Genomic DNA, 25,110 nt, shown 5'->3' on the forward strand with positions numbered 1-25,110 from the left:
CTACATCTTATATTTATTTTTTGACTTATTCTTCGCAACTAATTGTTCAAGTTCTAGCAGCTCTTGAGCAGTTTCTTCTCGAGCTTCATTTGGAGCTATTTTTTGATTGGCAGGTGTTTGTGGCAGTGAGCCTTTGTTTTTGCTTTTTCCTTGTTTGTTGTCTCTTCCCATATCAGATTCTCCTTTCAAATATTGAATCATACTTAATATGGCATTGTGGAAGATTTTTAATCATGAAAGGGGAGAGTGTTTAAGTAAATTTTTTAGTGATGCTTTTTGTGGAGTGCTTATCTCATCTCGTATCTTTCTCTTGAGTCCATTGCATAAAATTTTCAATCCATAATCAAAATGAACTCTCCTGAATATAATGTAGAGAACCATCTTTTGCGCAAAAATGTATATGGTCAATCTAATGAGGAGAGGGATCATTTTGGAAATATTAGCGTATGTACTTCAAGCAATTCTTATTCTCCTGTTTGCGTTTGCAGGGATTGGCAAAGTAGCGGGCACTAGTATGCATGTGAATAATTTTGAGCATTGGCGTTTACCTCAATGGTTCAGAGTTATTACTGGTATTGTTGAAATTGCGGGTGCTATTCTTTTGTTAATGGGATATTGGACACTAGACTATGCGCTTGCAGGATCATTAGTACTTGGTATTACTGGAATAGGTGGAATTATCACGCATATGCGTGTGAAGGATTCCTTTAAAGATACTGCATCCATCCTTGTCTTAGCGATTATTTCATTTATAGTATTTTTCATTTATTATTAGTAAATTCATATTTTGGACATCGATTTTTTTAAAATCGATGTCTTTTTTTCGCTTAAAAACAGATGAGTTTTATATTTTTGAAATAAGCATAATGCTATGCATTTCCTAATAAACTATCTTACATGTAATCCATTAATAGATTAGGCTTTGAAAATATGAGGGTATACATAGTTTGGAGGTGTTTTTTTGAAAAAAACAAGGATAATAGTAATGGTAATTAGTGGTTTATTTTTTACAGAAGGCATTTTGAGTGGCGCGAATGCAAAGGCAGCAAATTCAGCGCTTCAAACGAATGTATCAAAACATGAAAATAGTAATTTGAAACAAAGTGTTTTGGACAATACACCCGCCATTATAGAAAAAAATCGAGATTTTGAGAATCTAATAACACATACGCCTATTAGTGCAACTGCAGAAAATTCTACAACAGGTGAACCAAAAATTGATAGCGAAACAGATGAGGAAATAGTTAACCCAAATGATACTGACCAAACCCCTACAAATGAACCAGAGAAACAGCCGGAACCACCGAAAATGCCAGAGCCAACTAAAAAACCAGAACCACCAAAAAAGCCTACAAAACCTAAACATGTATATGCAAAGAAAACGAATGAGCAAAAATTGAACTTTTATCTAAAAATTAAAACAAACCAAAAGAAAAATTATCCTATTTACAAATTCAATCCATATAACGTCGATTCAAAATCACTGAAACCAAGTCATAGAAGCTTTAATTATAAAGGAAAAGAGATGTATGTTAGTCGGAGTGCCAAAGTTTCTGGCAAGCTATGGTACCGAATTTCCTACAAAGGAAAACTACTTGGATGGATAGAAGCGAACGGTCTAAGTTCTACTTATAAAAATTTAAATGTCAAAGTTATTAACCAAAATCCCGAGTTGCCTACAGGATGTGAAATTACTGCTGTGACGATGATGTTGCAATACTCTGGCGCGAATGTCTATAAGATGCAAATGGCAAAAGAGATGCCTAAAACACATACACTGAATGGTAATTTAGGGTTTGTTGGTAGTCCATACAGCAAAACAGGTTGGTGGATTTTCCCTCCTGCTTTGATGAAATTGGTGAAAAAGCATGCAGGTTCATCGATTAATATGACGAGAAAATCACTCACTTCTATTAAAAAGCAAATTAACAGAAATCATCCGGTTATTGTTTGGGTAGCGAATGTCGATGGTTTTGTGAATCATGCACTAACTATTACAGGCTATTCAAGCACAAGAGTATATTTTAATGATCCATGGACTGGCAAAAAAAGCAGTATGGCAATAAAAACATTTATGAAACATTGGAAAGACGATCAATATCGTGCAATAAGCTATTAATAAATATGAAAGCTGGGAAGAAAATTGACAAAAAATAAATGGTTCATTCATTTTTTTATTGCGCTTGTTTTCATACTGGGTTTGGAGACTTTGGTTAAAATAAATGCCAATGCAAATGAATCAAAATACTACGAGGCCAATCCAGAAATCATTCTTGTGAAATCTGGTATCTATACGTATCAGGACATTGACTTTACTAAGAAAATTGCTTTTCAAAAGAGAGGGACATTTCTACATGTCAAAAGGGTTGTAGAAACAAAAAGAGGAACGCCGAGATTGCAGTTAACAAATGGACAATACGTAACGGCCAATAAATATTTTGTTGTTAAATCAAAAGGATATCAAAATCCAAAAGCTTTTTATCAAGTACAATACAAACAAATTGTGCCAACAGGTAAAGTAGGATATACGTTATCCCGTGACTTTGAAGGAGTAAAAACTTGGAAGGTTATGCGTAAATTAGGCATCATCGGGACACATGGATATGCAAAATACAACAATGCAACATTTAATGCTGTTCGAAATTTTCAAGCAAAACATCATTTAGCTGTCACAGGAAATGTTGACTTGACCTCATGGGAAAAGCTTGGAATTAGTGAACAATCTTGGTACGGCATTGACAGTTATATTGCTCCTTTAAAAGCAAGTGCATGGGATGGACGTACAGCGCATATCGAGGCAATGATCGATCAAGCCTACATGTATATGGGTAATCCTTATATCGTTGGTGCTGCATCTTCGCCAAACTATGGTCTCGATTGCAGTGGGTTAGTCACCCAAGCTTTATACGCTGGAGGAATCAATCCAGTACCAGTTTCAAGCATCCAACATGCACACCCAGGGAATGAATGGAATAGCCGAAAACTATTTGCATCAAAAAAACTGAAAAAAGTGAAATATAGTGATAGACAAAGAGGGGATCTTATCTTCTATTATCAACCAGGAACACACACTATTTGGCATGTTGCGATTTATCTAGGAAGCAACAAAGTCATTGAATCATGGCCACCACGTGTTATGATTTCACAAGTCATTAACTCACATTGCAACGTTATTGCTGGAGTTAGACGACCATTCATTTAAAGTTATACAAAAAAATTGCTCTCCGTCATAAAAATGAGGGGGAGCAATTTTTAATACTTTTTATGAACTTATTTTAGCCTTTTATCTGCAACAACAAGTTGAATCCCATTTCTCTTTGCAAAATTAATATATTTTTCATCTGGTTTATGGTCCGTAATAATATAGTCAATCTTGTCTATAGATACTGGTATATCGGGCATTCTTTTAGAGTGAAAGGGCTAAGTTTAAACATACAATGCTAGCAGATTATAAAAAACCACGGTACTATAGATTTATCGAGGAATTGCCTTATACAACAATGGGAAAACAGCATTATTTAATGAGGGAATTTGCGATTAATGATCAAAAAAGCGGCTTATTTAATAGACGTTAAATAAAATTGGAGGGATTCACGTATGAAACGTAGAGTTGTTGTGACTGGAACGGGTGTAGTGTCACCATTAGGCAATGACGTTGAAACATTTTGGGAGAATATCAAAAGGGGAAAGTCTGGTATTAAACGTTTACAATCAGAAGAATTCGATGGAATTAATACGCAAATTGCTGGGTATATCGACGATTTTGATGCAGAAAAATATCTCGAAAAGAAAGATATCAATAAATATGATTTATATACACAGTATGCATATGCCGCTGCAATGCAAGCATTAGAAGAAGCAGATCTTAATTTAGAAACTGTGGACAAAGATCGAATGGGTATCTATATTGGTTCTGGTATTGGCGGTCTAAATACATTATTAGATAACCATAAGGCCTTTTTAGAAAAAGGACCAAAACGGGTGTCACCATTTTTTATTCCTATGATGATTAGTAATATAGCAGCTGGTATTATTGCTATTAAAACTGGATTCCGCGGTCCAAGTTTTTCTCCAGTGTCAGCTTGTGCTACGGCGAATCAAGCGATTGGCGAAGCGTACTTCAATATTGCTCATGGATATAGTGATGCCATTTTAGCAGGCGGTTCTGAAGCAGTCATTACGCCGATGGCTTTAGCTGGATTTTCACGTATGAAAGCTATGTCTGTACAAAATGATACGCCTGAAAAAGCATCTAAACCATTTGATGCAGAGCGAGATGGATTTGTCATGTCAGAAGGTGCTGGTGTATTATTTTTAGAAGAATATGAACATGCGAAAAAACGTGGTGCTCATATTTTAGGAGAAATTATCGGTTATGGTGCGACAACAGATGCATATCACATTACATCACCGGATTTTGAAGGTGCAGCTAATGCGATGAAACTGGCCATTGAACGCGCAGGTATAAAGCCTAGTGATGTCGATTATATTAACGCTCACGGTACAGCTACCCCTGCTGGAGATTTATCAGAAACAAAAGCGATTAAAACTGTTTTTGGAGAACATGCTTACAACTTAAAAGTAAGTTCAACTAAGTCTATGACAGGTCACTTATTCGGAGCAGCAGGCGCTGTTGAGGCGATTATTACCATGAAAGCAATACAAGAAAATATCGCGCCACCTACAATTAATTATACAAATCCAGATTCTGAGTGCGACTTGGATTATGTTCCAAATGAAGCGGTTAATACTCCGATTAATATCGCTTTATCAAATGGATTTGGCTTTGGCGGCCACAATGCAGTACTAGCATTCCAAAAATATGAATAATGTTGGAATAGGTATAGGTGTTAGTGTCTTCTGTTTATGGATGACAAATTTCATCATTAGTTTAACTTTCCCAACATTACTAAGTACTTTAGATTTATCTGTCACATTCTTTATCTTTACAATTTTTTGTATTGTTGCTATAAAATTCGTGAAGAAATTTGTTCCTGAAACCAAAGGGGCAATGCTTGAAGAACTTGAAGATTATTTCAGAACAAAAGGTAAAAAAACTTATTACCATAATGGTAAGTTAAAAGAAGCAAAATAAGTTTAGCAAAATGAAAGAGGTCGACTAATCATTTAATGATTAGCCGATCTTTTTAATATTTTATTCTGGAGTAGTTCTAGAGCCTGTTCTACTTCATACAATTCTTGTTCTGTTAAATGTTGTATTCTAGGTAAAAATTGTTCTTCTATAGTTGCAAAGGCTTCGTTCATTAAAAGATCGCCATCGCTTGATAGTCTGATTGATTGTTTTCTTCTATCTGTTGGGTCAATTGATTTGACAATGAAATGATGATCACTCAATTTCTTTAATTCACGGCTTAAATTGGACATTGAAATATATAGACATTCACTTATTTCACTTGGCGTAGCAGGACCGCTTACTGAGATGTATTCAAGAATTTTATATTGAGTATTAGTAATCGTGTCTGATTTGACGTTTTGAGTTAATTCATGTGTTAGTTGATGAATGGATGTTGCAAATGTTACAAATTTTGTAAATAGCTCATGCTTGTTCATCGTTTCACCTCTTTTGAATACGATAGCAAAAAAGTTATCAAAAGACAATTATCTATTGACAATTAAAACGAAATAGAAGTATTATTTACTTATCAAATGATAAGTAAATGGAGGATAGTATGAACGAGCTCATCATTTACACACACCCAAATCATAACAGTTTGAATTATGCGTTTTTGGAAAAAGTCATGGAAGGTTGCCACGAAAATCCTAATGTAAGTGAGTATCAAGTGTTAGATTTATATGAAGATGGTTTTGATCCAGTATTAATCTTTAATGAGGAAAAGCGCAGACGTGATTTGTTTCGTGTGCCAAGTTTAGAGAAATATCGAAAGCAAATTTCATGGGCAGATCAACTAGTTTTCATCTATCCAATATGGTGGGGGAGGCCGCCTGCGATGTTACTTGGTTTTTTTGATCAATTATTTGCATTGAATTTTGCCTATAAGGATCAGAAACGGTTATTGCCAGAAGGGCTTTTAAAAGGCGAATCTGTCGTGTGTGTTTCTACGATGAGGGGACCTACAAATTATCCGCTCTTTTGGTTGCATAATGCACATAAGATGCTAATGAAAAAAGCTGTATTTCAATATGTAGGAATCAAAGATGTGAAGTTTTTTGAGTTTGGAAATATGGAAAGTGCAAATGGAAAGCAAATAAAAAAATTAGACAAAGTGTATCGGTATTTTAAAAGTGTAAATAATTAAAAAAACTTGCCTACCACTGGAATTTGTTAGAGGTAGGCAAGAATTTTTAAACTAAAAAATCTATTCCACAGTTACATATAATTCTTTAACTAATATGGAAGGGGAGCCATAGCCTCCTGAACGGAATTGCAGATTTGAGCATGTCTCTTCTACATTTTTCATCAGCTCATAAAAGTTACCAGCTATGGTAATTTGTTTGATTGGACTAGCCACTTTACCATCCTTAATATGGAACCCCGATGCAGCTACAGAGAAATCACCTGAAATTGTATTTGTACCAGAATGCAATCCGGCAAGCTTTGTTACAAGAATCCCATCTGCGACCTGCGAGATGACTTCATCTTGTGTTTTTTTACCAGGTGCAATGTACAAATTTTGAGGCGCTACAGACAATGTGCCTTTATAAGATCCCTTATAGGCATGACCAGTAGTTTGACAACCTTCTTTTTTAGCCGTTTTTCGGTTATGGAGCAATGTTTGAAGTTGGCCATTTTCAATAATCACCTGTTTTTTTGTTGCCACACCCTCTCCGTCGAAATTGGATCCTGAAAGTGTTGCTGGATGGAACGGATCATCTACTAGCGAAAAAGAATTAGATGCTATTTTTTCTCCGACTTTTCCCTTTAAAAGTGATTGGTTCTTTTGTGTATTTTCAGCAGAGAAGATTCCTGAAAATGTTCGAAGTAATGAAGTCGCTGCGTCATATCTAAGCAGAATTGGATAATTCCCAGCTGGAATGGATTGTTCGCCAAGATAAGACAGAGCCTCAATAGCAGCAGCACTCGCAATTTCATCTGCATCAAGTGTTGAGAAATCTCGCGTCATTTTTACATAACTTCCATTTTTCTTTTCATTCCCATTTTTCACTACTGCAGAGACGTATATATATAGTCCGTTCTTTTTCTCCGACAACGAAAGTCCTTTGCTATTGGTAAGCGAGCGTTCAGATGAATAATCAGATAGAGAACAATGGTCAAGTGCTACAATGCGAGAATCATAAGTAAGCACTTTCTTTTCAATAGTGCGAAGTAGGGCAATTTTTTCTGGAATTGTGAATTTTGCCAATTCTTCGTTATAAAAAACGTGATTTGCATATTCTTTACTTCCTTCAAAGATGTCTGATTCATCGTCTTCCTCGAGAATATCAGCATTCGATTTTGCACTTTCGATTAAAAATGGAATGGAATCTTCATCGATTTTTTCTGTATAGGAATAGCCCATCTTGCCGTTATAGAGTCCACGAAGTCCTAGTCCACCATCTACAGAAGTTTCATAGCTATCGATTTCTCCTTCAAAAAGAGTGAAACCAAATGACTCAGCGCTTTGATAGTAAATTTCAGCTTCCGAAAAACCAGCATTTATAGCAGCTTCTAGTAATTGATTTTGGAATTGTGCGATATCCATTGTTATTCCCCCTTCGTTCCACCAACTGTAATTTCACTGACGCGAATCATAGGCTGACCAACATTAACAGGGAGGCTGCCACTTTGTGCTCCACACATTCCAGCGCCATGAGCCAAGTTATTGCCGACACGATCAACGAGTTGCAATGTTTTAGGTCCATTCCCAATGAGTGTTGCACCTCGAACAGGACGTTCAATTTTGCCGTTTCTCACAATATACGCTTCTGATATAGCAAAATTGTAATCACCAGTGGTTGTATTAACAGACCCTCCACCCATATACTTTGCGTATATACCATACTCCGTATCTGCAATAATTTCTTCAGGCGTAGACTTTCCATTCGCAATATAGGTATTAGTCATTCTTGAAGTTGGTGGGTATCGATAGGACTGGCGACGTGATGAGCCAGTTGGTTTTGCATTCATACGACGAGCGTTGAATTGATCAATCATATAACCTTTTAAAATGCCATTTTCGATTAAGATGTTTTTGCGTGTTTTTTCGCCTTCATCGTCAATATTAAGTGACCCCCATTCGTTTTGTAGGGTACCGTCATCAATATAAGTGACAATTTCAGGAGCGACTCTTTCACCAATACGATTTGCAAATACGGAATTGTTTTTTGCAACAGCTGTAGCTTCTAGTCCATGACCACATGCTTCATGGAAAATTACGCCACCAAATTCGTTGTCAATAATGACGGGGAATTTACCACTAGGACATTCATCTGCATGAAGCATCGTAATGGCAATACGAGAAGCCTCACCCGCATAATACTCCAAATTCAAATTTTCAAGAAACTCAAACCCTGCGTGTGCACCGGGACCATAAAAACCTGTTTGTAATTCAGTACCTTCTGTAGCAGTTGTTTGAATAGCTAGTCTACTATGAACACGAGTATCTTCCACAAATTTACCTTCTGAATTAGCAATTAATACGTGTTGCTCCTCATCTAAGCAGCGAACGGCAACTTGGCTAATCCGCGTATCATAATTTCGCGCAATCTCATTAGCCTGTCTCATCACGGCAACTCTTCTTGTGTGTTCAACCGATTTAGGCATTTGTAATATTGGATGAAGTGGAGAGAAGGTTTCTTTGTGAAGTGGATGAATTGTGCCAGAACCGCCACCACTTATCGCAAGTGCCGCCTTTTTCGCAGCAGCAAGTAACCCTTCTTCAGAAAAATCATTCGTATAAGTGTAAATACTTTGAAGCCCTGAAAAAATACGAATACCAATTCCAAAATCACGTCCAGATATACTTTTATCTATTTTATTGCTCAATAGTGTTAAAGAATTGACGTACTTATCTTCTACAAAAATTTCAGCAAAATCTCCACCTGTTGAAAGGGCCTGTTCCAACACATGTTCAATAATTGACTGTTTTAACATATAGCTACCTCCTATGCATACTGTAAGCTAAAAATTATATGATTAACTCTTAGTATATATGAAAGAAAAAATAGATAGAGAACTTTTTCTATTTATTGTTAAAGGGTGAAACCTTATTAATCAATCATCCGTATATAATTTAGGGGTGATTATAATGAAATTTCGTTCAAAGATTGATCATTATTTTGTAGTAGTCATATCAATCACCATAATTGTCATACTTGCTGTATTTTTACTTCCATTGATTTTCGACCATGAAAGAAGGATTACTGATACTATTATTGTACTTTCCTTATGTGTTTTAACAGTTGGCTTTGTTTTGTGGACTGCATTTTCTAATATATATGTTTTCTATCAAGACTATTTGTTAGTGAAAGGTGGCTTGTTTCAAAGTCGAATTCCCTATGAAGAAATTATTAGGATATCTCCCACCAAAGAAATCTTAACTGGCTATCGGCTGTTATCATCAAATGATGGACTTGAGCTTTTTTATAAAACTGCCATTTTAGGAAGTGTAAAAATTTCCCCTAAAGACAAAGAGCTTTTCATTTCTGAAATCAAGAAGCGCTGTCCGAATGCGCAAATTGATTTATAAATGTTTTTATAAGAAATAAACAAAAGAGCTTCATTTTACTATGAGGCTCTTTTGTTTGAATTTTTTAAATTTCAAAATCCACAATAATACTATCTTCTATACCAATTTCATTTAAATAGTCTTTTATTTCTTGATGTGCAGGGTGGGGGAGATAATTCTCCAACGAAGCTCGATCTTGGAAACGAACGGTTAATCCTATATCAAATCCTTTGCTTCTGCTAGAGAAGTTAAACCCTTGCTGAATATCCACAATGCCTGGGATTTTTTCTTTCAATAGGTATGTTTTGCGGATTAATTCTTGCTTCTGTTCAACTGTTGTTGAGGGCGAGAATTTCGTCAACACAATATGTTCAATCATCTTAAGCCTCCTGTTTCTTGTTCAATACTTCTTTAGAGAAACCAGCAATTTGTTTGTATTTGTTCGCAATTTCCTCGAGTTCAGATTGTGGAATTACATCTTCTATATTGTTAAATCCTTGTGGTGCACGGTCTTCCGCCATTTGCATAACGACTTCTGGGCCATTTTGTCGATTTGTCATTACGATATGAGCTGTTTTTTCAAGTCTTTCTTGTTCATATGCTTTTAACGCATCTTCTGCGTCCTCATTTTCTATGATAGCAACACTTAATGCATTTGCATCGAGAATTGCTTGAGATGCGCCATTTGAGCCGATTGGATACATTGGGTGTGCTGCATCACCTAGTAATGTGATACGACCAAATGTCCACTTTGGTAGTGGATCACGGTCAACCATCGGAAATTCGTAGACTGCTTCTGCCTCTGCAATTAGTGTTGGAATATCTAACCAGCCGAAATCCCATGAAGCAAAGGCAGGTGCGAATTTTTCTTTATCAATTTTTTTATTCCAATCAGCACGGTCTGGCATGTCATCAATAGCAAGTTCAGCAATCCAATTGATTAGTGAGCGACCTTGTGATGCTGCCTCTGGACTAATAGGATACGATACGAATTTTTGGTTTTGATAGCCTGCCATAATCATGGAACGTCCTGTTAAATAGGGAGTGGATTCTGTGATACCGCGCCATAAAATACGTCCGCTGTATTTTGGTAAACCTTCGTTTGGATAATAGAATTTACGAACAGCTGAATGTATGCCATCTGCTGCAATCATGATATCTGCTTGATAGGATCCAACTTGTTCGCCGGTTTTACGGTTGATAAAGTGAGCAACTACTGAATCGTTTAGCGTTTCAAATGATTGAAGATGGTGGCTGGTATAAACAGCGTCTTCACCTAATTCCTTCTTCACTGCATTTAATAACAGCATTTGAAGTTTTCCGCGATGAATGGAGTATTGTGGCCATTCATAACCAGCGCTTTTGCCACGTTCCTCTTGCCAAATCTTTTGACCGAATTTATTGACATACATTAGCTCTGCAGTAGGCAAACCGGTTTTTTCAAGTTCTTCTTCTAATCCTAATTTAGTTAAAACTTTAACCGCATGTGGCAGAAGATTAATCCCAACGCCTAGTGCTTTAATTGTTTCTACACTTTCAAACACACGCACTGACGCGCCAACGCGGTGAAGTGAAAGAGCTGTAACAAGCCCTCCAATACCGCCACCAACGATGATTGCTGATTTAATTGTAGACAAAATAACCCCTCCAAATGAGTATTCTATATATAATTTCTTTTTTTCTTAATTATCTCACAATTCAATCGTATATCAAGTGTCATTGAATCGGTAGTTATTATATGGCTAAATATAATCTACTGGAAATCATGACTTTTGTATTATGTATTTTTTTTCAGATAACATATATTATGTGAATATAGTAGTGAGGTGATATATTTAGATAGTTATATGCTATGACTTTGGGTCTATCTAGTATTTATAACAAAAAAAATCACATCATGTAAAATTTGTCATTACTTTAAAATTACTTAAAAAGAAAAGAAGTATATTTCTAAATAAAAAACATAGAAGGTCCTACCTGTAAAAATACATATTGCGTAATTTGCTATATTGAAAAATGAATTATTAAAAATATATTTTTTAATAAAGAATCTATTTTCCTATTGCGTTATGAAAATAATCGAAATTTTAATATTTAGTTATCCTAATTTCATTATTCTGAAATAAAGAAAACGAATAAAAAGTAACTTAAATTCCCCTATGATAATTAGTATAATTATCCATATAATAGTAGAAAATTTTACCATTTTGTAGGAGGATAATTTCATGTACATTAAAGTAGATTCGTTGGCGCTTATAAACGATTTCAACCAAATTTGGGTAGAATGTTGGCTTGAAAAGGGGTATGGGTTGGAATATGGACATATTCCTTCTGATCGTTATATCATCACAGATTCTGAAAATCATAAAGTTGGCACCATTGAATTTAAGCAATACACAATTAATCCTCATAATAACATCAATAAGGTCTATCCGTTTCAGGAGATTGAAATAATTCAGAATGATCCGGGATCAGTGATTGAAATTGATAAAGTTGCGATATTAAAACAATATAGAGGTAAAAATTTAGAACAGCTAATTAGTTTATTCATTCAATATACAGAAAAACATCATATTAAATATTGTGTTGTTCTTCTGGAAAGGGTATTCTTCAAGGCATTAAAAAATGTGTATAAAATCCCAGTTGAAGCAGTTAGTGAAAAGAAATATTACAAAGGGGATTACGTCATTCCTTCTATTATATATGCTGAAAAAGTATACCAACGTAAGGATGATTTCGATTTAAAAGAGATTCGTGAGGCAAATTCAAAGCATTGGTGAATGAGTAATTAAAAGATTGGAGTAAATAGATGTACAGTATTAGAACGAAGAGGTTTGCATATTCATTTATCATCTTATTTATCTTAGCAAACATCCTTTGGAATCTCATATTTAGACATAGTGAAGATATGATTATATGGGGAGGGGTTGCGTTTCAAATTATCGCTTGTTGCGCGTCAATTGGATGGCTCTTTTCTACTTTTTCAAAACACCAAGGGAAAGGAAAAAGTTTTTGGCTATTTCTTGGTATAGGAGTTCTTTGTTATCTAATAGGTACATTGTATTGGAGCTATAATGAATTTATCTTACATCGAAACGGTGATATCTATTTTTTATCTGAAAAGTTTTGGATTGCACAAAATGGATTCTATTTTATTGCGTTACTTCTATTGATCAACGCAATTAAGAGTAATTTGTTTACGTTTCGCTATTTCCTTGACATGTTAATCGCGATGTCTGCAGCTGCATCTTTTAGTTGGATTTTCTTACTATCTCCACTATTAAAAAACCGTGACACCATCCACTTTTTAAGTGTTGAATTGATTTATCCAGTTCTAGACCTAGGTGTGTTAGTTGGAATTTTAAGCTTACTCATAGCATCTAATACTTTATTATCAAAAAAGACAACATCATTTTTAATTATAGGATTAGCAACTCAGATTATTGCTGATACGGTTTTTTCTTACTTGAAAATGACAGGAACCTATTCTCTCGGTAGTATCAATGAACCTTTATGGATTTTATCAATTCTTTTCCTTGGTTTATCAGGGATTTATCATCATTCTGCATGCCAAGTACGTTCAGTCACAAATGTTAAAAATAGCAAAAGTAAGGAAAATCCATTTTTTAAATATATGATACCGTATTTAGGTGTGTTTTTACTTTCTGTTTATTTCATCTGTACTTTATATAAAGAACATACGATTATTTTAGGATTGGTCATTTGCGTTTTATTGATTATTTTAAGACAAATCATTACGTTGTTGGAAAATGATCGATTAGTGGATGATTTAAACACACTAAACGAAGGCCTTGAACTAAAAGTAAAAGAGAGAACGGATCGATTAATCGAGACAGTCAATTCCATGGAGTATCTCGCTTACCATGATGTTGTAACGGGTTTGCCTAATCGTAGATATATGGAAAAAAGAATTTCCCAAGCAATAAATGATTACGATGATGAGAAGCAAATGGCCTTTATACTTCTTGATTTGGACCGTTTCAAGCATATTAATGATAGTCTTGGACATTCTTATGGAGATATTCTGCTAAAAGAAGTAGGAGAAAGACTGGTAAGATGTGTACCCGATGAAGTTGTAAGCAGGCTTGGCGGTGACGAATTTGCATTGTTGATTGAAAACACTGATCAAATGGAGATTCAAACAATTGCTACCAATATTCTAGAAACACTACGAGAGACTTTTACGTTAAAAAATATTGAGCTGCATATTTCTCCAAGTATTGGTGTGTCAATATTCCCAGACCATGGATGTAACTTAGATGCATTGCTGATGAAAGCAGATACGGCAATGTATGAAGTGAAGGAACATGGACGAAATAACTTTAAGATTTATAACAGCAAGATGACAATGGTTCCGAAAATGGAGTTGGAAAGTGATCTGCGAAAAGCACTTGAACGCGATGAATTTACACTTCACTATCAACCACAAATTTCACTAATGAATAACGAAATGGTTGGGGTTGAAGCGTTAATCCGATGGGAAAGACCTGGAGTTGGGCTTGTTTATCCAAATGATTTTATCCCCTTTGCAGAAGAAATGGATTTAATCTTGCCTATCGGTGAACAAATTATGGAAAAGGCTTTCCGTCAAGCTGTTTCTTGGAAAGAAAAAGGGTACTCTGCTCTTAGAATTGCTGTCAATATTTCTTCTTTACAATTCAATCATGAAGAATTTATCGAAAATATCACAAAAATGGTTGAAGAGACTGGCGTAGATCCACATCATATTGAATTAGAAATTACAGAAAGTATCGCAATGGGGCCGATTGAAAAAAACCTTTCTAAAATTGCAAAGCTAAAACAAATGGGATTCCAAATTGCCATTGATGATTTCGGGACAGGCTACTCTTCTTTACAATATCTAACTGATTTTCAAATCGATCATCTGAAAATAGATCGTTCATTTATCTCCTCTCTTTCGAAAAGTGTAAAGGATGAAACCGTCGTAAAGCTAATTGTCACGATGGCAAAAAGTCTTAACTTCAAGGTAATAGCAGAAGGGGTAGAAGACGAAACTCAAAGAGCGTTTCTAAAAGAGATTGGTTGTGATGAGTTCCAAGGATACTTATACAGCAAACCTCAACCTGTTGAAGTGATTGAACGATTCTTGTGCAAAAAACAATTCAAAAATAGGGTATGAATAGAAAAATGCTGAATCCAAAATGATGTTGGATTCAGCATTTTTTATTCTCTATTCTACAATCAATTTTCCCATCATATTATCATGTCCTTGTCCGCACATTAACGTACAGTAATATTCATAAGTTCCCGCTTTATCTACTACAAATTCCGCGGTTTCGCCATTTTTAATACTAATACCACCAAACGCATCTAGCCCAAATCCGTGTGCACCTTCATCGTTTTTGAAATGGATTTTAACAGTATCTCCGACTTTTGCTTTGATTTCTTTTTGGTCAAAATCAAAGTTCTTAGAGGTAATGGTTACTTCCACTACATTGCCAGTTGATTTTACTTTTTCAGTGTTTGATGCTGAACTTTCAGTTGCTTTGGAATCAGTTGAAGGTTGTTCATCTTTTGCACCGCAGCCCACTACCAAAACAGCTAATAGTCCGACAATAATAAGTGAAAAAATTTTTTTCAAAGATTATTCCTCCTATAAGTTTAGTTAAGTAATGCCAACAAACGCCCAAATCAACACTTTATAAATTTTTTTAAAATAATAAACATGACCTGTTGCATTAATATCTTTATGTGAAGGGGAGTCATATTTATGACATATGAACGATAGAATGTGAACAGAAAAAAATATTATATTAAGGGGGTAGGTCTTATGAATAAAAAAATGAAATATGGTTCCATTCTGTTGGCAACTTCTATTTTATTGGCAGCATGTCAGAGCCAAGATACAGAGAAAAGCTCTGACACAAAAGATTCTGGTAAGAAGACAGAGGAAGTAACAAAAGCTTCATATGGAAACTTCCCGACATTTGGCTATGATTATGGCTTAACAAGACATGTACCTTATAGTGAAATAACAAAAGAAAATGTAAAAGAATTGGGAGTGATCTGGAGTAAGAAATTTAGAGAATTAGATTCAACTATTCCAGTCGGAAACCAAAGTTATCCAATCGTTGTCGATGGTGTTGCGTATGTGACTACAAGTTTAAATTATGTCTTTGCATTTGATGCGATTACTGGGGATGTTATTTGGAAATGGACACCACCAAGTGAAATCCTTGAAACAGGGAAAAAGACTGGATTACCTACTGTTAACAGAGGCGTTGCAGTTGCAGATGGTAAAGTATATATGATTACAAACGATGTAGGCGTCGTATCAATTGATGCTAAAATAGGGAAAACCGATAAATTTATACACCTAAAAGACTACTACCCAGAAATCACGCCTGAAAACGGTTACTATGAAACGACTGCGCCAGTTGTAGCAGATGGCAAAATTTTCATCGGTTCATCAGGCGGTGACAATGGAGTACGTGGATTTGAAATGGCTTTAAAAACAGATGACTTAACGCCTGCATGGGATGAACCATTCTGGACTGTTCCACCAAAAGGAGAAGGATGGTTAAAAGATGGACTATTCGGAGGTGGTGGAGCTGTTTGGATGCCACCGAGTTATGATCAAGAATCTGGTAATATCTATGTAAGTGTTGGAAATCCAGCACCTGACTTCTATGGTAAATCTCGCCCAGGTGCAAATCCACATACCGATTCAGTTGTGGCACTTGATGCAAACACGGGTAAATTAATCTGGGCACAACAACAACAATCTCATGATTTATGGGATTATGATACAGCTGATTCACCTACAATCATGACCGCAAAAGTTGGAGGCCAGCAAAAGAAAATTGTTGCGGTTGGTACAAAGGGTGGAGAATGGTTTGCTTATGATGCAAAAGATGGTACACCAATTTACAAAAATGTTGCATTCAATAAAATCGATCATCCAGAACCAACTTCAAAAGGTGTAAAAGTATATCCTGGTGTTTTAGGTGGCCAGAATTATGCGCCTGACACATTTGACCCAAAAGAAAACGTAACGTTGATTCCTTCTATTGAACAGCCGATGATTATGAAGTCTGCGAAAAACGAAGCAGAAGCGAAGAAAAAAGGCGCACCTGGAATCTATGCTGCAGGAACTTCTTACGTACCATTAGATGAAAGCGTTGACGCATATGGTAAAATTTCTGCAATTGATCTCGATACAGGTAAAATTAAATGGGAAATCAAAACCGATGATCCACAACGTGGTGGCTTAACAAGTACGGAAGCAGGGCTTACATTCTATGGAGAATTAGATGGTAAAGTAAAAGCCCTTGAAACAGCAACTGGAAAAGAACTTTGGTCATTCCAAACAAATGGAAATACTATCTCGGCAGCACCGTCTATCTTTGAAAAGGACGGAAAGCAATATCTGATTATCACAACGGCAAGTCGCGACCCACAAGTTTATGTATTTGGCCTAGGTGGAGATAAAACACAAGGCAGTGCTTCAACAGGTAAAAGCACAAGCTCGGAAGCTGACGCAGCAAGTAAATCGAAGAAATAATGACCTACAATAAGTGGGTTGTATGATAAGTCTCAAATTATGTTTAAATGACATAAATTCTCTTTGAATAACAGGGTTTTATTACTTAATGTTTTTAGTGTACTTCGTTACAGGTGGGCGGTTTCTGCTTCGAAAAGTAAAGACTTCGGACCCCTCATGTAGCGAGGAAAGTTAATTGAAAGAGGAGGGGGGAAGTTTTGAAAAAAATTATTCCATTCCTATTTCTATGTATACTACTAGGAATGCTAATTGCTTGCTCAAAAGAAAATCCTACCAAAACAGAACCTCAAAAAGTTTCCTTCAAGTTAGAAAAACACAATTTTACATATACATCTTGGAAAATGGACGGATCGCATACCGAACATGTAAAAGGAAAGCTTTTAGCAGGAGACAAGCCCATTTACGGGGCGGCTTTGCAAATCACCGATAAAAGGATAGTTAATACCGATAAAAACGGTGAAATATCTTTTCTAATAAACAAAAATAAATTAGCTCAAAATACATTAAAAGTTGTGAATGTCAACGAAGCAAAAATTGATGGGGAAAAAGTGAACGTAGAAATGAAAAAATCCTTATTAAAAATAGAAGACCAAATCTTAGTGTACTATCCAATCACCATTAATAAAATAGAAGAAAATAAAGAAAATAAGGCATTAGTGGATGTATATGCACAAGCAAATTTACATGAAAATGAAAAATATCCCTCATTCGTGATTGATAAATATAAAATCAGTGGAACCATTAAGGATTATAATGGAAAGCCTTTAAAAGGAGCAACCGCAAATCTTAGAAGAGACGGTGTTGAAGGATTCACCATGTCTTATCCAAGTAACGCAAAAGGTGAATTTTACATGTATTATCTCCCAGAAGACGAAGAAGCGCATTTTTTAAATGTGGTGTACAAAGGGAAAACCTATACACTACCAGATCATAAGGCTTACTTCTTCCCTGAAGACAAAGGTGTAACAATTGATATTGCTCTTCCAAAATATGGTACGATTATTCAAGATAAACCACCGACACTGGTGACTAAAATTGTACCTGGTGCATTATATAAAGCGACGATTATCGGTGTGAATTCAAAAGAAAAATATAAAGTAACAATTCCAAAAGAAGATGGCACATTTATCTTAACCCTCAAAAAATCAGAATGGGCAAAAAATCCAACATTCTTTGAAACAAGGTATTCAGAGTTTTTACTTAACAAAAAAAAATCGGGAGATACCTTAACATCTGATGAAATACAACCTCCGAATATAGAAGAACCGAATCATATTAGGGCAAATATAGAGTAATAATCGTCATGGAGCAAGAATTTAAGATGCCCTTTTTAGATAAAAAAGGGCATTTTGGGGCGAATGAAATGATGAAACTTACTAAATGTAAAATAGGTAAGATAACTAAACCTCCCCAAAATATCCATTGCATACATATTAATAAATTTGGAAAAACTCCTTTTGTATTAAAAAGGAGGGTAAGATATGTTTGAAAATTTTGAAGTAAATCATCTTTTTGAGGATTCAGCACACAAACGACCACACTTTTCTTTAAAAATTCAAGGGGATGAATATAAAGGAATGGTTCATAATGGGAAAATTCATTGGTATCATCCTCATCCCCAACAATCGATAAGCGACGAACACTTGATGGAAATCGAATCAAAAGTTTTCCATATGATGTCAAATCGTCTTCAATAATAAGCAAGAAACATAAATTGAAAAATAGAAATGGTTGTCTCAAAATTTTGAGACAACCATTTTTTAAATATTCGGAAGTACGTTCCTTGCTCCTAGGAAAAGCCATGTGCAAAGGACAAAAGGCATCGTTAATGCAGGGAGTCCTAATGGTAAAAGCGCCGTAGAAAGTCCTGCTGTTATAGGGACGGATAGACAAGCAGCAATTATACCTGTTAGCAAGGAAAGACGATTATAATGATGTTTAAACACTGCAGAAACTGCAATGATTGTTAAAATTGCGTTATATCCATAAAGTCCAGTAACGATTAACTCATGTTCACCGCCTAATAAGTAGGCAATAACAATTGCCACTGCGTTTCCAATGGCTGCATATAGACCAATTCTCCATCCTCCCCAAAAGACGGCTATAAATATAAGGATGCCAGATAGCGTATTATCTAGAAAAAATACTTGACCAATTCCATGAAAGATGGCGCTCAATAGATCAACTTTTCCTTCAATATCTAATTCAAAATTTGTTAAATCTTGAGGAACTAATGCTTTGCTTAATTGAAACCGCTCTAACTTGTAAGTAGAAAGGAGTATAAACCAAGTCAGAATAATAAATGGAAAAGTCAACAATGGTATTTCTGTATTTTTCATAAAATGCATCATGGTAGCTGTAAATACTGCAGCTACGGCGGCTCCAACTAAAGCAGCAATCCACGTAAAAGGTCCGTGTAGGAATAATGCTAATGCCAATCCAGTTAGAACAGAATTATATCCAAGCAAACCTTGATTGATATTATGCGGATCGGCTCCTCCAATTTTCCCTACGAAAACGCCCATTATTGAAGAGAACAGGGCTATTAAACCTAAGTAAATTGAAGAAATGGCTATGGCTATAAGAATTAACAACCCAGTAATGACATTCTCTATTAGAATAACTTGAGAGATCCCCGTTAATGTAGCTGTTATAAAAGAAAAAATTGGCCCATTTCTTAAAGAATGCTGTTTGTCAGTTTCCATGAATAATAAACTCCTTTTTAATTGGATGAAGATTAACCAAATGAATGTGATACAAAAAGAATAGTGCGAAATTCTAACGTTTTATTCACATATTCAAAAACCACTTGAAATATTTTTTATTTTTGAGTTTTAAAAGTAAATTATTCGGAGAGAACTAGCTAGGTATTATTACTAGCAAGTTAAGTTAAAGGAGGTATTTCCATGAAATTGTTACCACGTGAGATTGACAAGCTCATGATTGTTATTGCTGCAGATCTTGCAAAGCGACGAAAAGATAGAGGGCTTAAATTAAATTACCCCGAATCTGTAGCCTTTATAACTTATGAAGTATTAGAAGGTGCGCGGGATGGAAAAACAGTTGCTGAACTAATGGAATATGGAACAACTATTTTGTCTCGTGAAGACGTAATGGAAGGCATTCCAGAAATGATTCCTGATATTCAAGTTGAAGCAACTTTTCCAGATGGTACCAAACTTGTGACAGTTCATAGTCCTATTAAATAAGACAGGAGGGATAGATTAAATGATACCGGGCCAATTATTTTTAAAAGAAGAAGACATAATTTGTAATGCTGATCGACAAGCTATTAAACTGACTGCTATTAATACAGGAGATCGACCAGTTCAAGTAGGGTCACATTTTCACTTTTATGAAGTAAATGAAGCACTTCAATTTAATCGAGAAGAAGCCTTCGGAAAAAGACTTAATATTCCAGCAGGAGCAGCTGTTCGTTTTGAACCTGGTGATGAAAAAGAAGTTGAACTTATAGACTATGCTGGAGAACGTCGAGTATATGGATTTAACAATAAAGTGGATGGTTCCGTAGAAAAGGAGAGTTAAAATTGAGTTTTAAAATGCCAAGAAAGCAATACGCTCAGATGTATGGTCCAACTACAGGAGACTCAATACGTTTAGCAGATACAGACCTAATTATTCAAGTAGAGAAAGACTTCACATCTTATGGAGACGAAGTTGTATTTGGTGGCGGGAAAGTAATACGTGACGGTATGGGACAACATCCGCTTGTCACAAGAGCAGATGGAATCGCTGATGTAGTGATTACGAATGCGGTCATTTTAGATTATACAGGCATTTATAAAGCAGACATTGGTATCCGTGATGGGAAAATTGCTGGAATCGGAAAAGCAGGTAACCCATTAGTGATGGACAATGTGAATATTATTATTGGTGCAGGAACAGAAGTAATTGCTGGTGAAGGCATGATTTTAACGGCTGGCGGCATTGATACACATGTCCATTTTATCAATCCTGAACAGGTTAGGACTGCATTGGCTGCAGGTCTTACAACTGTAATTGGTGGAGGAACTGGTCCAGCTGCAGGATCGAAAGCCACAACCGTTACGCCTGGTGAATGGCATATCCATAGAATGCTCGAAGCTGCAGAAGGTATGCCAATAAACGTTGGATTTACTGGTAAAGGACAAGCAGCAGAAGAGGAACCTCTAGCAGAACAAGTTCGTGCAGGGGCAATTGGATTAAAAGTTCATGAAGACTGGGGTGCCACATCATCTGCCATCGATCATGCATTATCAGTAGCTGAAAAATATGATGTACAGGTTGCAATTCATGCAGATACGTTAAATGAAGGTGGATTTATGGAAAATACAATTGCAGCGCTAAAAGACCGTGTAATCCATATGTACCATACAGAAGGTGCTGGTGGTGGACATGCGCCCGATTTAATCAAGTCGGCAAGCTATATGAATGTTCTTCCATCCTCAACGAATCCAACACTCCCTTATACGATTAATACAGTAGATGAACATTTAGATATGTTAATGGTATGTCACCATCTAAATCCATCGATTCCAGAGGATCTGGCTTTTGCTGATTCACGGATTCGAAAAGAAACGATTGCGGCTGAAGATATTCTTCAGGATATGGGTGTATTTAGTATGGTTAGTTCTGATGCACAGGCAATGGGCCGAATTGGAGAAGTTATATTACGAATTTGGCAAACAGCTGACAAAATGAAAAAGCAAAGAGGTTTATTAGATGGCGACAAAGAGCTTTCAGATAATAATCGTTGCAAGCGCTATGTTGCCAAATATACGATCAATCCTGCCATAACGCATGGTATTTCTGAATACGTCGGTTCCATTGAAGTAGGGAAAATTGCCGATTTAGTACTTTGGGATCCCGCGTTTTTTGCTGTGAAACCTGAAATGGTGATTAAAAGTGGCTTCGTTGTAGAGGGTTTGATGGGCGATGCCAATGCATCAATTCCAACACCACAACCTATCATATCTCGTCCTATGTATGGTCAACTAGGTCTTGCGTTAGCTAGCACTTGTATAACATTTGTCTCCACAGCAGCGTATGAAGACAAGGTACATGAAAAATTAGGATTGAAAAAAATGGTTCTACCAGTTCGTGGCATTCGCAAATTAACGAAAAAAGACATGAAGCTAAATTCTGAAACGCCAGAAATAACAGTCGATCCACAAACATATGAAGTAAAAGTAAATGGAGAATTAATCACTTGCGACCCTGTTGACAAGGTGCCGATGGGACAACGATATTTCTTATTCTAGAGGTGAATATATTGATAGTTGAAGAAATCGTAACGAATATTGATCAAATGGAAAAAGAGGATGTGAAAAAGCGACATATTGAAAAAGTCCACTTAGAGAGCGCAGACTTAGTTAAACGAATTCAACGCGTCACAACAGATCATGGGAAAGAAATTGGCATTCGATTAAAAAACCCTGTTGACCTTGTTGCAGGTGACGTTTTATACATGGATGACAAAAATATGATTATTGTTGATGTAATCTCAGATGACTTATTAATCATTATGCCACGTAATTTATATGAAATGGGGACGATTGCGCATCAATTGGGTAATCGCCACCTTCCTGCCCAATTTGAGGGAGATGAGATGCTTGTCCAATATGACTATCTTGTTGAAGAACTACTGCAACAATTGCAGATTCCTTTTAAACGGGAAGAGAGGAAAGTAAAACAGGCGTTTCGCCATATAGGGCATAGCCATGAATAATCAAATTTTGTCTTTATTCCAACTTTGTGATTCAAATTTTCCAACGGGAGCATTTAGCCATTCATACGGTCTTGAAAGCTATATACAAGAAGATATAGTTCATGATCAGGGGTCATTCATACAATGGCTTCAAGTTTATGTGAACGAGCAGCTCATCTACTCTGATGGGCTTGCTTCTCGCCTTGTTTATGAAGCACTTGAGGAGGATGACCTTGAGAAAGTTTGGAAATTAGACCAGATGCTTACGGTTCAAAACTTGCCGCGTGAAACAAGAGAAGGGACCCAAAGAATAGGGGAACGGATGTTATTCCTTGTACAATCTCTATATGATATACCCATTTTTTCAACTTACTTAGAACGTATAAGAAACAAGCAATCATTCGGTCATCCGGCGATCGTTTTTGCAATAGTAGGTCATCATTTGGGTGTGCAGAAATCCACTACAACGTTGTATTATTTATATTCGACCGTTTCAAGTCTTGTTCAAAATGCAGTCCGAGCTATTCCACTTGGGCAAACGGCTGGACAGAAAACCTTACAGCAGTTCCAAGAAACTTTAGTAAAGGCAACTGAAAAAATTCAACATTTAGATGAAGATGATTTTGGTATTGTTTCACCAGGGTTAGAATTATCTCAAATGAAGCATGAGCGTGTGAATATACGTATATTTATGTCTTAAAAAATAGGAAGTGATAGTGATGGAACCAATTAAAATTGGTGTAGGTGGACCTGTTGGAGCAGGTAAAACCATGCTAGTCGAAAAGTTAACTCGGCATTTACACGATGAAATTAGTATGGCAGTTGTAACAAATGATATTTATACAAAAGAAGATGCCAAATTTTTGATGAATAATGGAGTACTTGAAGATGATCGCATCATAGGTGTCGAAACAGGAGGGTGCCCTCACACAGCAATTCGTGAAGATGCTTCTATGAATTTCGCTGCTATAAATGAATTAAAACAGAAGCATCCGGATGTAGAACTTATTTTTGTAGAAAGTGGTGGAGATAATTTAGCTGCCACATTTAGTCCTGAATTGGTTGACTTTTCCATATACATTATTGACGTGGCTCAAGGGGAAAAAATCCCCCGAAAAGGAGGACAAGGAATGATCAAATCTGATTTATTTATCATCAATAAAACAGATTTAGCTCCTTATGTTGGTGCCAGTCTAGATGTTATGGCGTCAGATACGAAGGTTTTCCGTGGTGACAAACCTTTTGTTTTTACTAATTTAAAAGAGAATGAAGGACTTGATGAAGTCATAGAATGGATAAAGAAAAATGCTCTTTTAAAAGGATTGGCGTAGATGGAGAATTGGACAGGAGTTTTACGATTAGGTGTAGAGGAAAGATACGGCAAGACCATTGCAAGTGATGTGTATTTTCAAGGGGCGTTTAAAGTCATGCGCCCTGTCTATCATGATGACTCTGGTCAAGCCTGCTATTATATTCTAAATCCAGGCGGGGGATATTTAGACGGTGATCGCTATCAAATTATCACCACACTAAAGAATCAGGCGAGATTAACCCTTACAACCCAATCGGCAACCAAAATATATAAGACACCCCATACACATGCCTATCAAGAAGCTGAATTTCATCTTAAGGAAGGTAGCTATCTTGAATATATTCCAGATCCACTTATTGGCTATCAACATGCACGTTATAAACAAAAAAATGTAATCTATATGGAAAAAGGTTGTTCGCTGCTCTATTCAGATATTATAACCCCTGGTTGGTCTCCTGATGGAAACAAGTTTAGCTATGATATGCTGCAACTGATCAATGAAATTTATATGGAAAATCAGCTTGTCGTATATGATCATATTAGGTTGAATCCAAGCGTACAAAATATGGAAGGTTTAGGCTTAATGGAAGGGTATTCTCATTTAGGTTCCATGATCGTGATTGACGAAAAAGTTAATGATCTTCTGCTCGATCGTTTACATCAATCCTTGTCAGATAATACAAGTGATTTTAGGATGGGCATATCGTTACTACCAATTCCAGGGTTTACTGTTCGTGTTTTAGCGAATAAGACTCAAACAATAGAAAGCATATTTTCTAAGTTTCATACCATCCTTAGCCAGGAATGGTTTGATAAGCGGCCTAGTTTTTTAAGGAAATATTAATGGTCATACCCCAGCAATTATTGTAGTTGCTGGGATCTGATAAAAAAGGGAAGC

The 25,110-nt window shown here is 36.0% G+C and carries 28 protein-coding genes; 20 read left to right on the top strand and 8 right to left on the bottom strand.

The genetic code is table 11. The features are described from left to right. Entirely contained in the window at nucleotides 1–171 is a 171-nt protein-coding gene (locus ACWV26_RS07505) for a YfhD family protein (RefSeq protein WP_455897723.1), read from the bottom strand. 259 nt (nucleotides 172–430) lie between these two features. Here ACWV26_RS07505 and ACWV26_RS07510 point away from each other — a divergent pair, with 259 nt between their 5' ends. The 5 genes from ACWV26_RS07510 to ACWV26_RS07530 all read left to right on the top strand — a co-directional run bounded on the left by ACWV26_RS07510 (nucleotide 431) and on the right by ACWV26_RS07530 (nucleotide 5,095). After that, nucleotides 431–775: a DoxX family protein gene (locus tag ACWV26_RS07510; RefSeq protein WP_455897724.1), complete on the top strand. Its 345-nt coding sequence runs from the start codon at nucleotides 431–433 to the stop codon at nucleotides 773–775. A gap of 186 nt (nucleotides 776–961) precedes the next feature. Beyond that, nucleotides 962–2,119, top strand: coding sequence for a C39 family peptidase (locus tag ACWV26_RS07515; protein WP_455897725.1), 1,158 nt, complete (start codon nucleotides 962–964; stop codon nucleotides 2,117–2,119). Nucleotides 2,120–2,209: 90 nt separating this feature from the next. Further along, on the top strand, nucleotides 2,210–3,202 hold the full coding sequence (locus ACWV26_RS07520; RefSeq protein ID WP_455897726.1) for a DUF5776 domain-containing protein: 993 nt from the start codon (nucleotides 2,210–2,212) through the stop codon (nucleotides 3,200–3,202). A 395-nt stretch (nucleotides 3,203–3,597) separates the two neighbouring features. Then, nucleotides 3,598–4,830, top strand: coding sequence for a beta-ketoacyl-ACP synthase II (gene fabF / locus ACWV26_RS07525; RefSeq protein ID WP_455897727.1), 1,233 nt, complete (start codon nucleotides 3,598–3,600; stop codon nucleotides 4,828–4,830). Further along, nucleotides 4,823–5,095, top strand: a complete 273-nt coding sequence (locus tag ACWV26_RS07530) for an MFS transporter (RefSeq protein WP_455897728.1) — start codon at nucleotides 4,823–4,825, stop codon at nucleotides 5,093–5,095. Before fabF ends, ACWV26_RS07530 begins: the two co-directional genes overlap by 8 nt. A 32-nt stretch (nucleotides 5,096–5,127) precedes the next feature. Here the strand turns inward: ACWV26_RS07530 and ACWV26_RS07535 are convergent, their stop codons facing one another. Next, nucleotides 5,128–5,571 carry a MarR family winged helix-turn-helix transcriptional regulator gene (locus tag ACWV26_RS07535; RefSeq protein ID WP_455897729.1) on the bottom strand — a complete coding sequence of 148 codons (444 nt, stop codon included), beginning with the start codon at nucleotides 5,569–5,571 and terminating at the stop codon, nucleotides 5,128–5,130. A gap of 119 nt (nucleotides 5,572–5,690) precedes the next feature. On the opposite strand from ACWV26_RS07535, the gene ACWV26_RS07540 reads away from it, so the two are divergent. Further along, nucleotides 5,691–6,278 (top strand): NAD(P)H-dependent oxidoreductase, encoded by a 588-nt coding sequence (locus ACWV26_RS07540; RefSeq protein WP_455897730.1) that lies wholly within the window; start codon nucleotides 5,691–5,693, stop codon nucleotides 6,276–6,278. 60 nt (nucleotides 6,279–6,338) lie between these two features. Here the strand turns inward: ACWV26_RS07540 and ACWV26_RS07545 are convergent, their stop codons facing one another. Both ACWV26_RS07545 and ACWV26_RS07550 read right to left on the bottom strand, forming a co-directional pair. Further along, nucleotides 6,339–7,682 carry a TldD/PmbA family protein gene (locus tag ACWV26_RS07545; protein ID WP_455897731.1) on the bottom strand — a complete coding sequence of 448 codons (1,344 nt, stop codon included), beginning with the start codon at nucleotides 7,680–7,682 and terminating at the stop codon, nucleotides 6,339–6,341. A 2-nt stretch (nucleotides 7,683–7,684) separates the two neighbouring features. Further along, nucleotides 7,685–9,073 (bottom strand): TldD/PmbA family protein, encoded by a 1,389-nt coding sequence (locus tag ACWV26_RS07550; RefSeq protein WP_455897732.1) that lies wholly within the window; start codon nucleotides 9,071–9,073, stop codon nucleotides 7,685–7,687. Nucleotides 9,074–9,227: 154 nt separating this feature from the next. On the opposite strand from ACWV26_RS07550, the gene ACWV26_RS07555 reads away from it, so the two are divergent. Continuing rightward, on the top strand, nucleotides 9,228–9,668 hold the full coding sequence (locus tag ACWV26_RS07555) for a PH domain-containing protein (protein WP_455897733.1): 441 nt from the start codon (nucleotides 9,228–9,230) through the stop codon (nucleotides 9,666–9,668). Between the two features lie 64 nt (nucleotides 9,669–9,732). Here the strand turns inward: ACWV26_RS07555 and ACWV26_RS07560 are convergent, their stop codons facing one another. After that, nucleotides 9,733–10,026: a Dabb family protein gene (locus ACWV26_RS07560; protein ID WP_455897734.1), complete on the bottom strand. Its 294-nt coding sequence runs from the start codon at nucleotides 10,024–10,026 to the stop codon at nucleotides 9,733–9,735. A 1-nt stretch (nucleotide 10,027) separates the two neighbouring features. Beyond that, complete coding sequence (locus ACWV26_RS07565) at nucleotides 10,028–11,284, bottom strand: flavin-dependent oxidoreductase (RefSeq protein WP_455897735.1); 1,257 nt, start codon at nucleotides 11,282–11,284, stop codon at nucleotides 10,028–10,030. 588 nt (nucleotides 11,285–11,872) lie between these two features. On the opposite strand from ACWV26_RS07565, the gene ACWV26_RS07570 reads away from it, so the two are divergent. Together ACWV26_RS07570 and ACWV26_RS07575 are read left to right on the top strand one after the other, a co-directional pair. Beyond that, nucleotides 11,873–12,427: a hypothetical protein gene (locus ACWV26_RS07570; RefSeq protein WP_455897736.1), complete on the top strand. Its 555-nt coding sequence runs from the start codon at nucleotides 11,873–11,875 to the stop codon at nucleotides 12,425–12,427. A gap of 29 nt (nucleotides 12,428–12,456) precedes the next feature. Further along, nucleotides 12,457–14,808, top strand: a complete 2,352-nt coding sequence (locus ACWV26_RS07575) for a putative bifunctional diguanylate cyclase/phosphodiesterase (protein ID WP_455897737.1) — start codon at nucleotides 12,457–12,459, stop codon at nucleotides 14,806–14,808. A gap of 51 nt (nucleotides 14,809–14,859) precedes the next feature. Here the strand turns inward: ACWV26_RS07575 and ACWV26_RS07580 are convergent, their stop codons facing one another. Then, nucleotides 14,860–15,270 carry a cupredoxin domain-containing protein gene (locus ACWV26_RS07580; protein ID WP_455897738.1) on the bottom strand — a complete coding sequence of 137 codons (411 nt, stop codon included), beginning with the start codon at nucleotides 15,268–15,270 and terminating at the stop codon, nucleotides 14,860–14,862. Nucleotides 15,271–15,459: 189 nt separating this feature from the next. On the opposite strand from ACWV26_RS07580, the gene ACWV26_RS07585 reads away from it, so the two are divergent. The 4 genes from ACWV26_RS07585 (at nucleotide 15,460) to ACWV26_RS07600 (ending at nucleotide 18,890) form a co-directional block, all read left to right on the top strand. Next, on the top strand, nucleotides 15,460–17,193 hold the full coding sequence (locus ACWV26_RS07585; protein ID WP_455897739.1) for an outer membrane protein assembly factor BamB family protein: 1,734 nt from the start codon (nucleotides 15,460–15,462) through the stop codon (nucleotides 17,191–17,193). A gap of 197 nt (nucleotides 17,194–17,390) precedes the next feature. Beyond that, on the top strand, nucleotides 17,391–18,488 hold the full coding sequence (locus ACWV26_RS07590; RefSeq protein ID WP_455897740.1) for a carboxypeptidase-like regulatory domain-containing protein: 1,098 nt from the start codon (nucleotides 17,391–17,393) through the stop codon (nucleotides 18,486–18,488). 8 nt (nucleotides 18,489–18,496) lie between these two features. Then, nucleotides 18,497–18,682: a hypothetical protein gene (locus tag ACWV26_RS07595; RefSeq protein ID WP_455897741.1), complete on the top strand. Its 186-nt coding sequence runs from the start codon at nucleotides 18,497–18,499 to the stop codon at nucleotides 18,680–18,682. Further along, nucleotides 18,675–18,890, top strand: coding sequence for a hypothetical protein (locus ACWV26_RS07600; protein WP_455897742.1), 216 nt, complete (start codon nucleotides 18,675–18,677; stop codon nucleotides 18,888–18,890). Before ACWV26_RS07595 ends, ACWV26_RS07600 begins: the two co-directional genes overlap by 8 nt. Before the next feature lie 63 nt (nucleotides 18,891–18,953). On the opposite strand, the gene ACWV26_RS07605 is transcribed toward ACWV26_RS07600, so the two are convergent. Then, nucleotides 18,954–19,898, bottom strand: a complete 945-nt coding sequence (locus ACWV26_RS07605; protein WP_455897743.1) for an urea transporter — start codon at nucleotides 19,896–19,898, stop codon at nucleotides 18,954–18,956. A gap of 201 nt (nucleotides 19,899–20,099) precedes the next feature. Here ACWV26_RS07605 and ACWV26_RS07610 point away from each other — a divergent pair, with 201 nt between their 5' ends. Genes ACWV26_RS07610 through ACWV26_RS07640 form a run of 7 tightly spaced genes read left to right on the top strand, consistent with a single transcriptional unit; the run spans nucleotide 20,100 to nucleotide 25,056 of the window. Then, nucleotides 20,100–20,402 carry an urease subunit gamma gene (locus ACWV26_RS07610; RefSeq protein WP_455897744.1) on the top strand — a complete coding sequence of 101 codons (303 nt, stop codon included), beginning with the start codon at nucleotides 20,100–20,102 and terminating at the stop codon, nucleotides 20,400–20,402. Between the two features lie 19 nt (nucleotides 20,403–20,421). Then, nucleotides 20,422–20,739 (top strand): urease subunit beta, encoded by a 318-nt coding sequence (locus tag ACWV26_RS07615; protein WP_455897745.1) that lies wholly within the window; start codon nucleotides 20,422–20,424, stop codon nucleotides 20,737–20,739. A gap of 2 nt (nucleotides 20,740–20,741) precedes the next feature. Beyond that, nucleotides 20,742–22,454 carry an urease subunit alpha gene (gene ureC, locus ACWV26_RS07620; protein WP_455897746.1) on the top strand — a complete coding sequence of 571 codons (1,713 nt, stop codon included), beginning with the start codon at nucleotides 20,742–20,744 and terminating at the stop codon, nucleotides 22,452–22,454. 11 nt (nucleotides 22,455–22,465) lie between these two features. Continuing rightward, nucleotides 22,466–22,921 (top strand): urease accessory protein UreE, encoded by a 456-nt coding sequence (ureE, locus tag ACWV26_RS07625; RefSeq protein WP_455897747.1) that lies wholly within the window; start codon nucleotides 22,466–22,468, stop codon nucleotides 22,919–22,921. After that, on the top strand, nucleotides 22,914–23,600 hold the full coding sequence (locus tag ACWV26_RS07630; RefSeq protein WP_455897748.1) for an urease accessory protein UreF: 687 nt from the start codon (nucleotides 22,914–22,916) through the stop codon (nucleotides 23,598–23,600). Before ureE ends, ACWV26_RS07630 begins: the two co-directional genes overlap by 8 nt. Before the next feature lie 19 nt (nucleotides 23,601–23,619). Next, nucleotides 23,620–24,231, top strand: coding sequence for an urease accessory protein UreG (gene ureG, locus ACWV26_RS07635; RefSeq protein ID WP_455897749.1), 612 nt, complete (start codon nucleotides 23,620–23,622; stop codon nucleotides 24,229–24,231). Then, entirely contained in the window at nucleotides 24,232–25,056 is an 825-nt protein-coding gene (locus ACWV26_RS07640) for an urease accessory protein UreD (RefSeq protein WP_455897750.1), read from the top strand. Nucleotides 25,057–25,110: the final 54 nt, after the last annotated feature.

The organism is Rummeliibacillus sp. JY-2-4R (assembly GCF_053847205.1).

Excerpts from the sequence above, each read along its gene's own strand:
- ACWV26_RS07505 (WP_455897723.1), bottom strand. The coding sequence starts at position 171 with ATGGGAAGAGACAACAAACAAGGAAAAAGCAAAAACAAAGGCTCACTG.
- fabF (WP_455897727.1), top strand. The coding sequence starts at position 3,598 with ATGAAACGTAGAGTTGTTGTGACTGGAACGGGTGTAGTGTCACCATTA.
- ACWV26_RS07530 (WP_455897728.1), top strand. The coding sequence starts at position 4,823 with ATGAATAATGTTGGAATAGGTATAGGTGTTAGTGTCTTCTGTTTATGG.
- ACWV26_RS07535 (WP_455897729.1), bottom strand. The coding sequence starts at position 5,571 with ATGAACAAGCATGAGCTATTTACAAAATTTGTAACATTTGCAACATCC.
- ACWV26_RS07540 (WP_455897730.1), top strand. The coding sequence starts at position 5,691 with ATGAACGAGCTCATCATTTACACACACCCAAATCATAACAGTTTGAAT.
- ACWV26_RS07545 (WP_455897731.1), bottom strand. The coding sequence starts at position 7,682 with ATGGATATCGCACAATTCCAAAATCAATTACTAGAAGCTGCTATAAAT.
- ACWV26_RS07550 (WP_455897732.1), bottom strand. The coding sequence starts at position 9,073 with ATGTTAAAACAGTCAATTATTGAACATGTGTTGGAACAGGCCCTTTCA.
- ACWV26_RS07555 (WP_455897733.1), top strand. The coding sequence starts at position 9,228 with ATGAAATTTCGTTCAAAGATTGATCATTATTTTGTAGTAGTCATATCA.
- ACWV26_RS07560 (WP_455897734.1), bottom strand. The coding sequence starts at position 10,026 with ATGATTGAACATATTGTGTTGACGAAATTCTCGCCCTCAACAACAGTT.
- ACWV26_RS07570 (WP_455897736.1), top strand. The coding sequence starts at position 11,873 with ATGTACATTAAAGTAGATTCGTTGGCGCTTATAAACGATTTCAACCAA.
- ACWV26_RS07575 (WP_455897737.1), top strand. The coding sequence starts at position 12,457 with ATGTACAGTATTAGAACGAAGAGGTTTGCATATTCATTTATCATCTTA.
- ACWV26_RS07585 (WP_455897739.1), top strand. The coding sequence starts at position 15,460 with ATGAATAAAAAAATGAAATATGGTTCCATTCTGTTGGCAACTTCTATT.
- ACWV26_RS07595 (WP_455897741.1), top strand. The coding sequence starts at position 18,497 with ATGGAGCAAGAATTTAAGATGCCCTTTTTAGATAAAAAAGGGCATTTT.
- ACWV26_RS07600 (WP_455897742.1), top strand. The coding sequence starts at position 18,675 with ATGTTTGAAAATTTTGAAGTAAATCATCTTTTTGAGGATTCAGCACAC.
- ACWV26_RS07605 (WP_455897743.1), bottom strand. The coding sequence starts at position 19,898 with ATGGAAACTGACAAACAGCATTCTTTAAGAAATGGGCCAATTTTTTCT.
- ACWV26_RS07610 (WP_455897744.1), top strand. The coding sequence starts at position 20,100 with ATGAAATTGTTACCACGTGAGATTGACAAGCTCATGATTGTTATTGCT.
- ACWV26_RS07615 (WP_455897745.1), top strand. The coding sequence starts at position 20,422 with ATGATACCGGGCCAATTATTTTTAAAAGAAGAAGACATAATTTGTAAT.
- ACWV26_RS07630 (WP_455897748.1), top strand. The coding sequence starts at position 22,914 with ATGAATAATCAAATTTTGTCTTTATTCCAACTTTGTGATTCAAATTTT.
- ureG (WP_455897749.1), top strand. The coding sequence starts at position 23,620 with ATGGAACCAATTAAAATTGGTGTAGGTGGACCTGTTGGAGCAGGTAAA.
- ACWV26_RS07640 (WP_455897750.1), top strand. The coding sequence starts at position 24,232 with ATGGAGAATTGGACAGGAGTTTTACGATTAGGTGTAGAGGAAAGATAC.